A 12663-nucleotide genomic window follows, 5' to 3' on the forward strand; every position below is an offset into this window, starting at 1 on the left:
GGCAGCGATAAAGGCCGTGCCGAAGGAGATCTTCAAGGCATTGAGCGTGCGCGGATCAAGCGCCAGCGCCACGAACTGCGCCCAGCCGAGCCCGCTGGCCCGAAACACCAGACCCGACAACGGGATCAACACGATCAGAACCAGCCAGCTCAGCGTGATCCCGAGCGACAATCCAAATCCAGGCAAAACACTCGGCTGGCGAAATCGCCAGGGTGCAGTCTTCGTCGCATCCGTCAATGGCACTACCTTTGCAGTCTTTACGCGGCACGATGAAACGCGCTTCGCTCGAGGGCTCGGCCCGGCGCGACGCGAAGCAGCGCGCGCAGCCGGGCTCGCCGGCTGCGCGCGCTGTTCAGGTTTTATTGGCCCGGCTTGTAGAGCGTGTCGAAGACACCGCCGTCGCCGAAGAATTTCGGCTGGGCTTCTTTCCAGCCGCCGAAGTCTTCGATGGTGACGAGCTTCAGTTCGCCGAACCGCTTGATATCGGCCGGGTCTGCCGCTGCCGGCTTGAACGGCCGGTAGTAGTGCTTGGCCGCGATCTTCTGGCCGGCATCGCTGTAGAGGTAGCCGAGATAGGCTTCCGCCACCTTGCGTGTACCCTTCGTGTCGACGTTGCCGTCGACGAGCGCTACGGGCGGCTCCGCCTTGATCGAGATCGACGGCGTGACGATCTCGAACTTGTCGGGGCCGAGTTCCTCGAGCGACAGGTAGGCTTCGTTTTCCCAGGCGAGCAGCACGTCGCCGAGGCCGCGCTGCACGAAGGTCGTCGTAGCGCCACGCGCGCCGGTATCGAGCACCGGCACGTGCTTGAAGAGCTCGGTCACATATTCCTGCGCCTTGGCGTCGTCACCGCCATTGGCGGAGCGGCCATAGGCCCAGGCAGCGAGGAAGTTCCAGCGCGCGCCGCCCGAGGTCTTCGGGTTTGGCGTGATCACCTGGATATCGGGCTTGACCAGATCGCCCCAGTCCTTGATGCCCTTGGGGTTGCCCTTGCGCACCAGGAACACGATCGTCGACGTGTAGGGCGCGCTGTTGTTTTCGAACTTCGACTTCCAGTCTGCCGGGATCTTGCCGGTTTCCTTGGCGATCGCGTCGATGTCCGCTTCGAGCGCCAGCGTCACGACGTCGGCCTGCAGGCCGTCGATGACCGAGCGGGCCTGCTTGCCCGAACCGCCGTGCGACGTCTGGATCGTCACGGTCTCACCGGTGTCCGCCTTCCACTTGTCGGCAAAGGCAGCATTGAAGTCCTTGTAGAGTTCTCGTGTCGGATCATAAGACACGTTCAGGATCGTCGTGTCGGCAAACGCAACACTTGCAGCTCCCAGCTGCAGGCCTCCGAGCACGATTGCCAGTCCCACCATTCCGGTAATTCGTCCAAAGACCATTTCGACCTCCATTGGTTACCAGATAAAACTATCAATTTTGTCGACTGCTACAACGTAAACCGATGACGCCAGAAGCAGCTATGGGGAAATGTCCTATCGTTTTGTCGGGCTTTTCGGGAACGGTTTGCCTGCAACCGCCTCCGCGACCGCGCCAAACCAACGACAGAATACATGGAGAGCGCGAAGCCGCTGTCCAGAAAAAATGCGCGGCGGCGGAAATATTTGGCGCGCATCTGGGAGGAGGCGACGACGGCCGTGCTCGGCCGGCTGAACGCCGAAGGCTTCCTCGGTTACTGGTCGGCGGCTGCCGGGGACGAAGCGGCCGACTCTCGCGACCGCGGCTATGCGGACAGGCTGGTCGGGGCGGAAAAGGTGGTGTTTTCGAGGATGCTGACCGAAGCTCCCTGGGAGCGCACGCGGATCGCGAATGGATCGGTGATGGACGTCGTTTCAGACCTCAAGGCGTCCGGCGAAGGTGACATTCTCGTCAACAGCAGCGCCAGCCTCATCAAGTCGCTCCTTTCGGCCGACATGATCGACAGGCCCTATCTGCTGATCTGCCTGGAGATTGCAGGAGGTGGCGCGCGGCTCTTCGAGGACGGCCTGCCGGGCACGACGTGGCGCGTTGCGCACCAGGAGACGGGTGAGCGGGGCAAGATCGCGCTCGTTTATGACCGGGTCCGCTGAGCGCGGAGCGTCAAGAGTGGCGGCGCGGCAAACGCGCCGCTCAACTATGGCGACCGGCTAAAGCACGTGGCCGCGCGCCACTACCGGCCAGATATCCTTCAGCCTGTCGCCTTCGACGATATGGACGGCGTCGAACATGTTGGTCACGACGCAGGCGTGGTTCGGCACGATCCTCAGCTGCTCGCCGACCTTGAGCCCGATTGGCCCGTCGGTGACGAGGCGGCCGTGTTCCTCAGAGAGCTGGTCGATGCGGATGTCGTCGCGGCCGAGCACGTGGCCGTAGCCGGTGAGGCCGAGTAGATCCGAGGTCAGCACCTTGCTGCCGGCATCGATGATGGCGCGGTTCTCGGAGGGGACCGAGACGACGGTCGCAAGCACCGTCAGCGCGCACTCGTCCCAGCCGGCGACGCCGCGCGAAACCAGCGAGCGGTCGTTGTAGATATAGGTTCCGGGGCGGTATTCGCTGGCAACAGGCGCGCCGTCGGCATGCATCATGCTCGGCGTGCCGCCTGAGGTGATGGCGGGGACAGTGATGCCGTCGGCCTCGATCAACTGCTTCGCCTCGCTCATGAAGGCCTGGACCTTCGCCTGGCCGTTGACGGGCGGATAGGTCATCAGGCCGCCGAACACGAGCCCCTTTGCCTCTTCGATCCGGCGGGCGAGCTTGGCGGCCTCTGCCGGGGAGCCGACACCGCAGCGATCGGCGCCGGTGTTGCATTCGACAAGCACGTGCAGCGGCTTGTCCTTGTCGGCGAAATAGCCGGCGAGCCCGTCGATGACCGTTTCGCTGTCGGCGACGACCGAGAGCGAAACGCGGTCATTGAGCCGCTCCAGCCGCGCCATCTTGGCGTCGCCGAGAATGTTGTAGGTGATCAGCACGTCCTTGATCCGGTCGCTGCCCGCAACCATTGCCTCCGCCTCGGTGACCTTCTGGCAGGTGATGCCGATGGCGCCGGCTTGAAGTTGAAGCTCGGCCATCTGCGGCAGCTTGTGCGTCTTGATGTGGGGGCGCACGCGAATGCCGTGCTCATCCGCATAGGCCTGAAAGCGCTCGATGTTGCGCTTGGCAATTTCAAGATCGACGAGAACGGCCGGGGTTTCGATCGGCAGGGGCATCGCGACTCAACTCCTCTTGGGCGGCGCAGGATCGGGGCGAAACTACCTCAACTGCCCTTGACAAGATATGACCGCGGGCCTTTGATACGTCAATCCATTATTCAAGATTATGATGCATAGTAATAGAATAATGGTGGGGAGGCTAAAAAAGGGAGGAATGAAATGAGCAAGACCGTTTTTGCAGCGGCTGCCGTCGCAGTCATGGCTATGGCCGGCTCGGCCTTGGCCCAGGAGCCGGCGAGCAAGCTGGACGAAGTTATCGCCCGCGGCCATCTGGTCATGGGCACCGGCAGCACCAATGCGCCGTGGCATTTCAAAAGCGCCGACGACAAGCTGCAGGGCTTCGATGTCGACATGGGGCGCATCATCGCCAAGGCCCTCTTCGGCGATCCGGAGAAGATCGAGTTCGTCAACCAGTCGTCCGACGCCCGCATTCCGAACATCACCACCAACAAGGTGGACATCACCTGCCAGTTCATGACGGTGACCGGTGAGCGCGCGCAGCAGATCGCCTTCACCATTCCCTACTATCGCGAGGGCGTGGGCCTGATGCTGAAGGCCGACGGCAAATATGCCGATTACGCTGCGCTCAAGGCCGGCGGCTCGTCCGTCACCGTATCCGTCCTGCAGAACGTCTATGCCGAGGCCATGGTGCATGCCGCCTTGCCGGAAGCGACGGTCGACCAGTACGAGTCCGTCGACCTTATCTATCAGGCGCTGGAATCCGGTCGTGCCGACACGGTCGCCACCGACCAGTCGTCGCTCGCCTGGTACATGACGCAGAACCCCAACCGCTACAAGGATGCCGGCTACGGCTGGAACCCGCAGACCTATGCCTGCGGCGTCAAGCGCGGCGACCAGGACTGGTTGAACTTCGTCAACACCGCACTGCACGAGGCGATGACCGGCGTCGAGTTCGATTTCTATGCGAAGTCGTTCAAGACCTGGTTCGGCAAGGACCTTGCTCCGCCGCAGATCGGATTCCCGGTCGAGTACAAGTAAGCCTCTCCGGGGCGATCCCGCCGCCTGCGGGGTCGTCCTGCGTCCTTCGGCATGGGTGGCTGAAACATGGGCTATACTCTGAATTTTGCCGCCGTCTGGCGCTCTTTCGATCTTCTGCTCGAAGGGCTGGCGCTCAGTCTCGGCCTCGCATTCGCGGCAATCCTTGCGGGTTGCCTGATCGGTCTCGTCACCGCTTTCGGGCTGGTGTCGAAAAACCTGTTCCTGCGCAAGCCGGCCGGTCTCTATGTGACCGTCATCCGCAACACGCCGATCCTGGTGCTGGTGCTGTTCAGTTACTTCGCCTTGCCGCAGCTCGGCGTCAGGCTCGGCAAGATCGAGAGCTTCGTGCTGACGCTGGCGATCTATTCCGGCGCCTATCTCGCCGAAGTCTTCCGCGGTGGGCTGCTTTCAGTTCCGCCGGGGCAGCGCGAGGCGGGGCTGGCGATCGGGCTCACGGAAATGCAGATACGCACCTCGATCATCCTTCCCTTGATGCTGCGCAACGTCCTGCCATCCTTGAGCAGCACGATGATCTCGCTGTTCAAGGACACTTCGCTTGCAGCCGCGATCGCAGTACCCGAACTGACCTTCGAGGCGCGCAAGATCAATGTCGAGACCTTTCGGGTGATCGAAACCTGGATCGTTGCGAGCTGCCTCTATGTCGCCACCTGCTCGGTATTGGCTGCCTTGATGCGCGCGGTCGAGCGCCGTCTCTCCGTGCCGAGGTGATCGCCATGGATTTTCCAGCATTTCTCGACCAGCTCTGGCTCGCCCGCATTCCCTTGCTGAAGGGGCTTGGTGTCTCGATCTCGATCTCCTTCCTGTCGATCGTCGTCGGAACGGTGCTCGGCGTCTTCGTCGGCCTGGCGCTCACCTATGGCTATCGCCCGGTGCAATGGGTCGTGCGAGGCTATACGGATTTCATCCGTGGCACGCCGGTGCTGGTGCTCGTTCTGGCGAGCTACTATGTGCTTAGCACCGTCGGTATCGATCTCGGGCCCTTCCAGGCCGGCATCCTGGCGCTCTCGGTCTTCTGCAGTTCGCATGTCGGCGAACTCGTCCGCGGCGCCCTGCAGGCGATCCCGAAGGGGCAGACGGAGGCGGCGAAAGCCATCGGCCTGACATTCTCGCAGACCTTCGTCTACGTGCTCGGGCCGCAGGCGTTGCGGCAGGCGCTGCCGGCCTGGGTCAATACGGCGGCCGAGATGGTCAAGGCCTCGACGCTTCTGTCGATCATCGGCGTCGCCGAGCTTCTGCTTCGCACCCAGGAGCAGATCTCCCGCAGCTTCATGAGCCTGGAGTTCTATTTCTTCGCCGGCTTCCTCTATTTCGTCATCAACTACAGCATCGAGCGTTTCGGCCGTTACGTCGAACGCAAGACCGCTGTTCCATCCTGAGGCTTCGGCTCCGATGACCCAGACACTGCTTGAAATCCGTGACCTCCACAAACGCTACGGCGCCGTCGAAGTGCTGAAGGGCGTCGACTGCACCATGGCGCAAGGGGAGGTCATCTCCATCATCGGCTCCAGCGGCTCGGGCAAGACGACGATGCTGCGCTGTATCAACATGCTGGAGGAGTTCCAGGGCGGCTCGATCCGCATCGACGGCCAGGAGATCGGCTACGAGACCGTGGGCGGCCAACGCCGCCGCAAGAAGGAAAAGGAAATCGCCCGCCAGCGGGCGATGACCGGCATGGCCTTCCAGCAGTTCAACCTCTTCCCGCATATGACCGCGGCCAGAAACATCATGCTCGGCCTGATGAAGGTCCGCGGTATGGGACGCGATGAGGCGCGGGCGGTTGCCGAGAAATGGCTGGACCGTGTCGGGCTGCTCTCACGCATCGATCACTATCCCGGCCAGCTCTCCGGCGGCCAGCAGCAGCGCGTGGCGATCGCCCGGGCGATCGCAATGAACCCGAAGCTGATGCTGTTCGATGAAGTGACCTCGGCGCTCGATCCGGAACTCGTCAACGAGGTGCTGCAGGTGATCAAGGGGCTTGCCGAAGACGGCATGAGCATGCTGCTCGTCACCCACGAAATGCGCTTTGCCTATGAGGTCTCGACGCGCGTGATTTTCATGAACCAGGGCCGCATCGGCGAAGAGGGCAACCCGAAGCAAATGTTCGTGAAGCCGCAGACCGAGCGCCTGGCGGAGTTCCTGAAAAGCTCGTCGTTCAATTGATGTGGGGGCTATGATCGGGCCGGCCGCCGCGGCAGCGACGGTCGGCTCTTGTTCGTCGCGAAAGGCTCAGCCTTTCGCCAGCGACCGGCCGCTTTGCGGATCAAAGAGATGCAGCGCATCCGCCTCGATGCTAAAGGCGCGCTCGTCACCGGCCAGAAGCGAGCTGCGCGGTGGCAGGCAGGCGGTGATGCGCTGCTCACCGATCCGTGCCGTGGTGACAAGTTCCGGGCCTGTCAGTTCGACCACTTCGACGCGCGCCTTGAATTGCGGCCCAGTCTCGTCGCTGGAGGCCAGCCGCAGCGCTTCCGGGCGGATGCCGATCTTGACGCGCTGACCATCGGAGACCACACCGCGAAAATGGGGCGGCAGGGCGATTGCCTGATCACCGCCGGCGATCGTCACCTGGCCCTGAGCAACGGTCGCATCCAAGATGTTCATCGGCGGCGAGCCGACGAAGCCGGCGACATAGAGCGTGGCGGGCCGGTCGTAGATCTCTTCCGGCGTTCCCAGTTGCTCGATCCTCCCGTCGCGCATGACGGCGATACGGGTCGCAAGCGTCATCGCCTCGATCTGGTCGTGGGTGACGTAGACGACAGTCGTCTTCAGCATCTGGTGCAGGCGCTTGAGCTCGGTGCGCATTTCCATGCGCAGCTTGGCGTCGAGGTTGGAGAGCGGCTCGTCGAAGAGGAAGACCTGCGGATTGCGTACCAGTGCGCGGCCGATCGCGACGCGCTGGCGCTGGCCGCCGGAGAGCTGGCTTGGCTTGCGCTCGAGCAGGTTTTCGATCTGCAACAGCTTGGCGGTTTCTTTTACCGCCTTCTCGCGTTCGGCGACCGGAACCTTGCGCATCTCCAGGCCGAAGCCGATGTTCCGCGCAACGCTCATGTTCGGGTAGAGCGCATAGGACTGGAACACCATGGCGATGTCGCGATCCTTCGGATGCGCGCCCAGAATTGAACGCTCGCCGATGCGGATGTCGCCGCCGCTTGGCTCCGCCAGTCCGGCGATGATGTTGAGAAGCGTGGACTTGCCGCAGCCGGATGAGCCGAGAAGGACCAGGAACTCGCCGCTTTCGAGCGCGATGTCGATGCCCTTCAGCGTCTCGACTTCGCCATAGCGCTTGTGAATGTTCTCAATCGCAAGAGCGCTCATGCGCCGGTCTCCTGAAGGTAGGACGAAAGCGGTTGGCCGTAGCTGCGCGGCAGGGTGGAGATCGCCTCGGAAGCGATGGCGACGCCGGTGCGCAGACAGGCTTCGAGCGGCATCTCGGCGGCAAGTGCCGCGAGGAAGCCTGCATTGAAGACGTCGCCGGCGCCGATCGTATCGACCACGGTGACGACGGGTGCTGGCGACGATGAAAGGCGGCCTTCCGCGTCAATGGCGATCGCGCCGTGTGGTCCGCGCTTGACGACGACGATCGCGCCTTCGGGCATATGTTTTCGGAGTTCGCGTGCCGCCTCGGCCGGGTCGGTGACACCCGTCAGCGTCGTCGTTTCGACCTCGTTGAACAGCGCGAGCCGGCAGCGCTTCATCCAGCCGATGGTCGCGGCGCAGTTCGCCTCCGTCCAGCCGTCGAGCGGCCAGCCAGTGTCGAGTGCCACCGCAATGTCGTGCGCATCGGCCCAGTCGAAGAAACGATCGTATTCGGCCGTCAATGCGTCCGTCAGGAACGAGCCGGTCAGAAGCGCGTAGCCGCCGCGCAGCTTCTCGCCCTCGAGCATCGCCCGGACTTCCTCGAAGGTGAGGAGCGGCAGATGTCCGCGCGTGGTGAAGAAGGTGCGCTCGCCGTCGGGATGGGTAATGCCGACCGAGAGCGTGGTCCCGACATTTTCGACCGGCCACGCCTCGGACCGCTCGGGAAAGGCCTGCCTCAGCCAGGTGCCGAACTGGTCGTTGCCGACATTGGCTGCGATTGCGTAGTCGACGCCGAGCGAATCCCAGGCGAGCGCGCTGTTGCCGGCGCAGCCGCCGACGCGCAACTCGTCATGGTCGACGATGATTTCGGTTCCGGCTTTCGGCCAGGGGGCCGCCGGCCCGAGGATGAGGTCGACATTGGCGTTGCCGACCACGGCAAGAGGACGCATCGTTATTCGCTCCGGGTAATCTTGGTCGAGCGCACCGGAGTGCCGGCATTCTCGACGCGGGCCGCCGCAAAGGCGATCATGAAGGACTGCGCGACCGGCAGCATGGCGAAGATTGCCGCGAGGCCAGTGGCCGGCGCAAAGGGAATGGTGGTGACACCATCGCTCGCCGCCTCGCCGGAAGCGTCGAAGACGATGACCGGCGAACCGGCTTCGGCGGCCGAGATCGCCATAGCGCGAACGAGCCCGGCGGTTGCATCCGCTCCACGGAAGAGAACGACGCCAACCGAAGGGCCGAGCATTTCCATAGGCCCATGCCGGAGCTGACCGCCTTCGAGCGAGAAACAGGGCAGGCGCGAGAGTTCGGTCAAGCCGAGACCGATCGCCTCTGCGAGGCCCTGCAGGCGACGGCCTGAGGTGACGACGGAGCGGACGTTGCTCAGGGCCGCAAGCGCTGCGGACGTATCCGGCGATTGCGGGTTTTCCAACGCGGAAAGCGCTTCGCCGGTGTCATCGCCGAGGGCTGCGAGGACGGAGAGGTGCAGGGCGAAGCTGATTGTCAGGCTGCGGGTAGCAGCAAAGGCCTTTTCGGTGCCGCCGACGCCGACCAGCGAAGGCGCGTTGCTTGCGAGGAAGGAGCCACCTTCCAGCGTCAACCCGAACGTGTGCGGCGTTCCGCCATCGGTCTCGGCGAACCAGCGCAGCACTTCGGCGCTTTCGCCGGACTGCGAAGTGATGAGGATCGTCTTCTCCTCGATCGACAGCGGCTGGCCGAGCTGCTCTGAAAGCGGCAGGGCGACGGCGTCGATGCCATGAGCGCGGTAGAGCGGTTCGACAGCGCGGCCGACCGCATGCGAGCCGCCCATGCCGAGCAGCAAGAGTTTGCCGGTCGCTTTCAGCGAGCGGGCGATCTCTGCGGCGCGCGGCGCTGCGCCGCGGACGGAGGCGACCGCATCGGCGGCCTGGCACGCCATTTCACGATCGATTGCGGCGAGCCCTGCGGGGCGTTCCGAAGTGGTCATGGCCGTCATCCCTTCACACCGCCGCTGGTAAGCCCGGAGATCAGGGCACGTTGCATGACGAGGCCGATCAGTACCGGGGGCAGGGCGGCCAGCACCCCGGCTGTGGCGATCAGCCCGTAATCGGAGACACGGCCGCCGGCGAGATCGGAAATGGCGACCGTAAACGTCTTGGCGCGCAGGTCCGACGTGAAGAGCAGCGCGTAGAAGAATTCGTCCCAGGCAAGCAGGAAGGCAAAGAGTGCCGATGTCGCCATGACGGGTGCTGCTAGCGGCAGGGTGATGAGCCTCAGGATCTGGTCGAGGCGGGCGCCGTCGATCATCGCGGCACTCTCGATCTCCTTGGGAATGGAATCAAAGCCGGATTTCAGCAGCCAGGTGGTGAAGGGCGCCAGAATGGTGAGGTAGACGAGGGCCAGGCCGAACACCGAATTCAGAAGCCCGAGATAGGCAAGCCCCATGTAGAGCGGCACTGCGAGCGCCACCGGCGGCAGCATGTAGGTGGCGATCACCGCATAGAGCGACCAGGAGACATTTGACGTGCGCGACACCGCCCAGGCGGCCGGAATGGCGACCGCGATCGCTGCCAGCGTCGCCATGCCGGCGACCTTCAGGCTGTTGAACAGCGAAGCGGTAAAGGCCGCACCCGCGCTGTTCTCGATCGTCGAGAGAAGCAGCCGGTAGCGCGAGAGGTCGATTTCCTCTGGCCACCAGTTGAGCGGCTTCGCCGAGAGGTCGGCGGCCGACGAGATGCTCATGACGAAGAGCCAGAGGATGGGGGCGAGAATGATTGCCGCCAAGAGCAGTGCTGCCGCATAGACGAAAACGGTAAAGAGTGGGCTTTGGCGTTCCATCACGAGGCTCCCGCGGCTTTGCGCACCATGGCCGCGTAGGCAACGGCGAGCACGGTGACGAGCAGGGTGACGATCAGCGCCAGCGACGCGCCGGATCCCGCCCGCTGGAAGGAGAAGGCTTCTTGATAGACCAGGATCGACAGGGTGCGGGTGCTGTTGGCCGGACCACCGCGCGTCATCACCCAGATGAGGTCGAAGACCTTGAAGGCCTCGATGGTGCGCAGCACCAGCGCAACCAGCAGCGGGCCTGCGAGATAGGGCATGATCACGTAGCGGAAACGGTTGAAGGGGCCCGCACCATCGACGAGCGAGGCGGCGGTGATATCTCGCGGCACGGCCTGGAGGGCGGCAAGCGCGATCAGCGCGACCAGCGGAAAGTTCTTCCAGCAATCGGCGACGATCAATGCCGCCAGCGCCGAGCCGGGTTCGCCGAGCCAGGAGCGGTAGCTGTCGATCACTCCGAACTGCAACAGGGCGGCGTTCAGCGCGCCGTATTCCGGGTTGTAGATCAGCCGCCACAGCGTGGCATTGACCACGGTCGGCAGCGCCCAGGGCAGGATCATCAGGGCTCTGAGCGCCGTGCGGCCGCGGAATTGCTGGTTGAGCAGCAGGGCTGCGAGCACGCCCAGCACCATTTCCGCGGTAACGGAGACGACCGCGAACCAGGTCGTCGTGATGAACGCACGCTGGAAATTCGAGCCGCCAAGCATCTTGGCATAATTGTCGAAGCCGACGAACGTGCCTTCGGTGCCGACGAGCTTGGCGTCGGTGAAGGAAAGCCTGATCGTGTCGATCAACGGCCAGCCGATGACGGCGATCATCACCGCCAGCAGTGGCAGCATGAGCAGCCATGCGCGCGTTGTTATCCAGGTGCCGGACATAGGATGGAAACCTTCTCGGGCCTAGGGAGCCCCGTCATGCTATCGCATATTGCCCCGGACCGTAATCGACCCAAGCGAATGATGCGCCAAATCAAAGTGTTAAAGCGTTGCGGCGGCGCCGCCAATTCCCGCGGTCCCCGGGCGGTTTCCCGCCCGGGGCTTGGGAGGGCGGCTCAAAGGCCGCTGTTTTCGGCCGCCGTCTTCAGGGCGTCTTCGGCCGAGGCTTGGCCGAGAAGCGCTTCCTGGATCGCCTGTTGAAGGGCGGTCGAAAGTTCCTGGTACTTGGGGGTCGTCGGACGCGGATACATGGCCGCGAGGCCAAGCTTGGCAGCACCGATCAGCTCTTCCTGGCCCTTGGTGACGCTGGCGTCCTCATAGGAGGAGGCCCAGATCGGCAGGCTGAGCTTGGCGTAGGTGTTCTGCGTCTGCTGCGAGGTCATGTAGACGATGTACTTCCAGGCATCGTCCGGGTTCTTGCTGGTCGAGGTGACGCCGAGGCCCATCGAGCCGTTGACGGCCGAGACTTCGCTCTTGCCGGCCACGCCCGGTGCCGGCACGACGCCGACCTTGCCCGCGACCTTGCTTTCCTTCGGATCGTTGGCGAGGTTGTACATGTAGGTCCAGTTGAGAGCGAAGGCGGCTTCGCCGTTCTGGAACACCTTGCGCACGTCCTCCTCCAGGAATTCCTTGGAGTTCGGGTTGGTCAGGCCCGAGGTGTAGCTCGTCACCATGTAGTTGAGCGCGTCGAGACCGCCGCCAGAGGTGAAGGCCGGCTTGCCGCCATCGATGAACTTGCCGCCATAGGCGCTGACAAGCGTGGTGTAGTCGCAGATCGCGGCTTCGGCCTGCGACCAGCTCCAGGCGATCGGGGTTGCGAGCAGACCCTTGTCCTTGATGACCTTGGCCTGTTCGGCAAGCTCGTCCCAGGTCTTCGGCGGTGCCTTGATGCCGGCCTTCTCCAGGATTTCCTTGTTGTAGAACAGGTACTTGGTGTCGAGGATCCAGGGCATGCCGTAGCGCTTGCCGTCATATTCGACCGTCGTCCAGGCGCCGGGCAGCACGCCGGACTTCATCTCGTCGGTGATGCGGTCGGTGACGTCGACGAGCACCTTGTTGGCGGCATATTCGGCCGGCCAGATCACGTCGAAGAGCACGACGTCGTAGCCGCCGCCGGAGCCCTGTGCCAGCACGGTCTTGTCGTGCAGGCCTTCATAGGGAACGAATTCGAGATTGACCTTCACATCCGGGTTGGCCTTGGTGAAGGCCTCGGTCATGGCGCGTACATCCGCCTCGCTATAGGCGGCCTGCGCCATGAACAGTGCGTTGAGCGTCGTTTCAGCATGCGCGTGGCCAGCGAATGAGACGCCGGCAAGGGTCGCGCAAAGCAGCGTCGTTCTTATGGATTTCAACATTCCTACCTCCCAATGACATAAGCGTTTCAGATTTCCCGGCATGCC

Annotated in this window: 13 protein-coding genes and 1 pseudogene; 5 read left to right on the top strand and 9 right to left on the bottom strand. The window is 63.5% G+C overall.

Features of this window, described 5'->3' with window-relative positions; translation table 11 throughout:
* Together ASD63_RS29535 and ASD63_RS29540 are read right to left on the bottom strand one after the other, a co-directional pair.
* Positions 1-243: pseudogene (locus tag ASD63_RS29535) on the bottom strand (molybdate ABC transporter permease subunit); the annotation flags it as partial.
* A 116-nt stretch (positions 244-359) separates the two neighbouring features.
* Positions 360-1385, bottom strand: coding sequence for a sulfate ABC transporter substrate-binding protein (locus ASD63_RS29540; protein WP_060530363.1), 1026 nt, complete (start codon positions 1383-1385; stop codon positions 360-362).
* A 171-nt stretch (positions 1386-1556) separates the two neighbouring features.
* On the opposite strand from ASD63_RS29540, the gene ASD63_RS29545 reads away from it, so the two are divergent.
* The gene (locus tag ASD63_RS29545) at positions 1557-2072 is read left to right on the top strand and encodes a dihydrofolate reductase family protein (protein WP_082573020.1); all 516 of its coding nucleotides are present in this window, start codon (positions 1557-1559) and stop codon (positions 2070-2072) included.
* Between the two features lie 57 nt (positions 2073-2129).
* Here the strand turns inward: ASD63_RS29545 and ASD63_RS29550 are convergent, their stop codons facing one another.
* A complete protein-coding gene (locus tag ASD63_RS29550) occupies positions 2130-3188 on the bottom strand; it encodes a D-TA family PLP-dependent enzyme (RefSeq protein ID WP_034799096.1) in 1059 nt (352 codons plus the stop codon).
* A 162-nt stretch (positions 3189-3350) separates the two neighbouring features.
* On the opposite strand from ASD63_RS29550, the gene ASD63_RS29555 reads away from it, so the two are divergent.
* From ASD63_RS29555 to ASD63_RS29570, 4 genes are all read left to right on the top strand, one after another.
* Positions 3351-4190 (top strand): transporter substrate-binding domain-containing protein, encoded by an 840-nt coding sequence (locus tag ASD63_RS29555; protein WP_060521812.1) that lies wholly within the window; start codon positions 3351-3353, stop codon positions 4188-4190.
* A 66-nt stretch (positions 4191-4256) separates the two neighbouring features.
* Positions 4257-4919: an amino acid ABC transporter permease gene (locus ASD63_RS29560; protein ID WP_060521811.1), complete on the top strand. Its 663-nt coding sequence runs from the start codon at positions 4257-4259 to the stop codon at positions 4917-4919.
* Between the two features lie 5 nt (positions 4920-4924).
* The gene (locus ASD63_RS29565; RefSeq protein ID WP_034799100.1) at positions 4925-5587 is read left to right on the top strand and encodes an amino acid ABC transporter permease; all 663 of its coding nucleotides are present in this window, start codon (positions 4925-4927) and stop codon (positions 5585-5587) included.
* Between the two features lie 13 nt (positions 5588-5600).
* On the top strand, positions 5601-6371 hold the full coding sequence (locus tag ASD63_RS29570) for an amino acid ABC transporter ATP-binding protein (RefSeq protein ID WP_060530231.1): 771 nt from the start codon (positions 5601-5603) through the stop codon (positions 6369-6371).
* A 66-nt stretch (positions 6372-6437) separates the two neighbouring features.
* Here ASD63_RS29570 and ugpC read toward each other — a convergent pair whose 3' ends face one another.
* The 6 genes from ugpC to ASD63_RS29600 form a co-directional block, all read right to left on the bottom strand.
* A complete protein-coding gene (gene ugpC, locus ASD63_RS29575; protein ID WP_060521810.1) occupies positions 6438-7523 on the bottom strand; it encodes a sn-glycerol-3-phosphate ABC transporter ATP-binding protein UgpC in 1086 nt (361 codons plus the stop codon).
* Positions 7520-8455 (bottom strand): carbohydrate kinase family protein, encoded by a 936-nt coding sequence (locus tag ASD63_RS29580; RefSeq protein WP_060530232.1) that lies wholly within the window; start codon positions 8453-8455, stop codon positions 7520-7522. Before ASD63_RS29580 ends, ugpC begins: the two co-directional genes overlap by 4 nt.
* Positions 8456-8457: 2 nt before the next feature.
* Positions 8458-9483 (bottom strand): aminotransferase, encoded by a 1026-nt coding sequence (locus tag ASD63_RS29585; protein ID WP_060530233.1) that lies wholly within the window; start codon positions 9481-9483, stop codon positions 8458-8460.
* Positions 9480-10325 (bottom strand): carbohydrate ABC transporter permease, encoded by an 846-nt coding sequence (locus ASD63_RS29590; RefSeq protein ID WP_060530234.1) that lies wholly within the window; start codon positions 10323-10325, stop codon positions 9480-9482. The genes ASD63_RS29585 and ASD63_RS29590 overlap by 4 nt, the downstream gene beginning before the upstream one ends.
* Positions 10325-11206, bottom strand: coding sequence for a sugar ABC transporter permease (locus ASD63_RS29595; protein WP_034799121.1), 882 nt, complete (start codon positions 11204-11206; stop codon positions 10325-10327). The genes ASD63_RS29590 and ASD63_RS29595 overlap by 1 nt, the downstream gene beginning before the upstream one ends.
* 173 nt (positions 11207-11379) lie before the next feature.
* Positions 11380-12618: an extracellular solute-binding protein gene (locus ASD63_RS29600; RefSeq protein ID WP_034799124.1), complete on the bottom strand. Its 1239-nt coding sequence runs from the start codon at positions 12616-12618 to the stop codon at positions 11380-11382.
* Between the last annotated feature and the right edge of the window lie 45 nt (positions 12619-12663).

Origin of the sequence: Ensifer sp. Root558, from assembly GCF_001427045.1 — a bacterium.
GTDB classification, from domain to species: Bacteria; Pseudomonadota; Alphaproteobacteria; order Rhizobiales; family Rhizobiaceae; genus Ensifer; species Ensifer adhaerens.

Excerpts from the sequence above, each read along its gene's own strand:
- ASD63_RS29540 (WP_060530363.1), bottom strand. The coding sequence starts at position 1,385 with ATGGTCTTTGGACGAATTACCGGAATGGTGGGACTGGCAATCGTGCTC.
- ASD63_RS29545 (WP_082573020.1), top strand. The coding sequence starts at position 1,557 with ATGGAGAGCGCGAAGCCGCTGTCCAGAAAAAATGCGCGGCGGCGGAAA.
- ASD63_RS29550 (WP_034799096.1), bottom strand. The coding sequence starts at position 3,188 with ATGCCCCTGCCGATCGAAACCCCGGCCGTTCTCGTCGATCTTGAAATT.
- ASD63_RS29555 (WP_060521812.1), top strand. The coding sequence starts at position 3,351 with ATGAGCAAGACCGTTTTTGCAGCGGCTGCCGTCGCAGTCATGGCTATG.
- ASD63_RS29560 (WP_060521811.1), top strand. The coding sequence starts at position 4,257 with ATGGGCTATACTCTGAATTTTGCCGCCGTCTGGCGCTCTTTCGATCTT.
- ASD63_RS29565 (WP_034799100.1), top strand. The coding sequence starts at position 4,925 with ATGGATTTTCCAGCATTTCTCGACCAGCTCTGGCTCGCCCGCATTCCC.
- ASD63_RS29570 (WP_060530231.1), top strand. The coding sequence starts at position 5,601 with ATGACCCAGACACTGCTTGAAATCCGTGACCTCCACAAACGCTACGGC.
- ugpC (WP_060521810.1), bottom strand. The coding sequence starts at position 7,523 with ATGAGCGCTCTTGCGATTGAGAACATTCACAAGCGCTATGGCGAAGTC.
- ASD63_RS29580 (WP_060530232.1), bottom strand. The coding sequence starts at position 8,455 with ATGCGTCCTCTTGCCGTGGTCGGCAACGCCAATGTCGACCTCATCCTC.
- ASD63_RS29585 (WP_060530233.1), bottom strand. The coding sequence starts at position 9,483 with ATGACGGCCATGACCACTTCGGAACGCCCCGCAGGGCTCGCCGCAATC.
- ASD63_RS29590 (WP_060530234.1), bottom strand. The coding sequence starts at position 10,325 with ATGGAACGCCAAAGCCCACTCTTTACCGTTTTCGTCTATGCGGCAGCA.
- ASD63_RS29595 (WP_034799121.1), bottom strand. The coding sequence starts at position 11,206 with ATGTCCGGCACCTGGATAACAACGCGCGCATGGCTGCTCATGCTGCCA.
- ASD63_RS29600 (WP_034799124.1), bottom strand. The coding sequence starts at position 12,618 with ATGTTGAAATCCATAAGAACGACGCTGCTTTGCGCGACCCTTGCCGGC.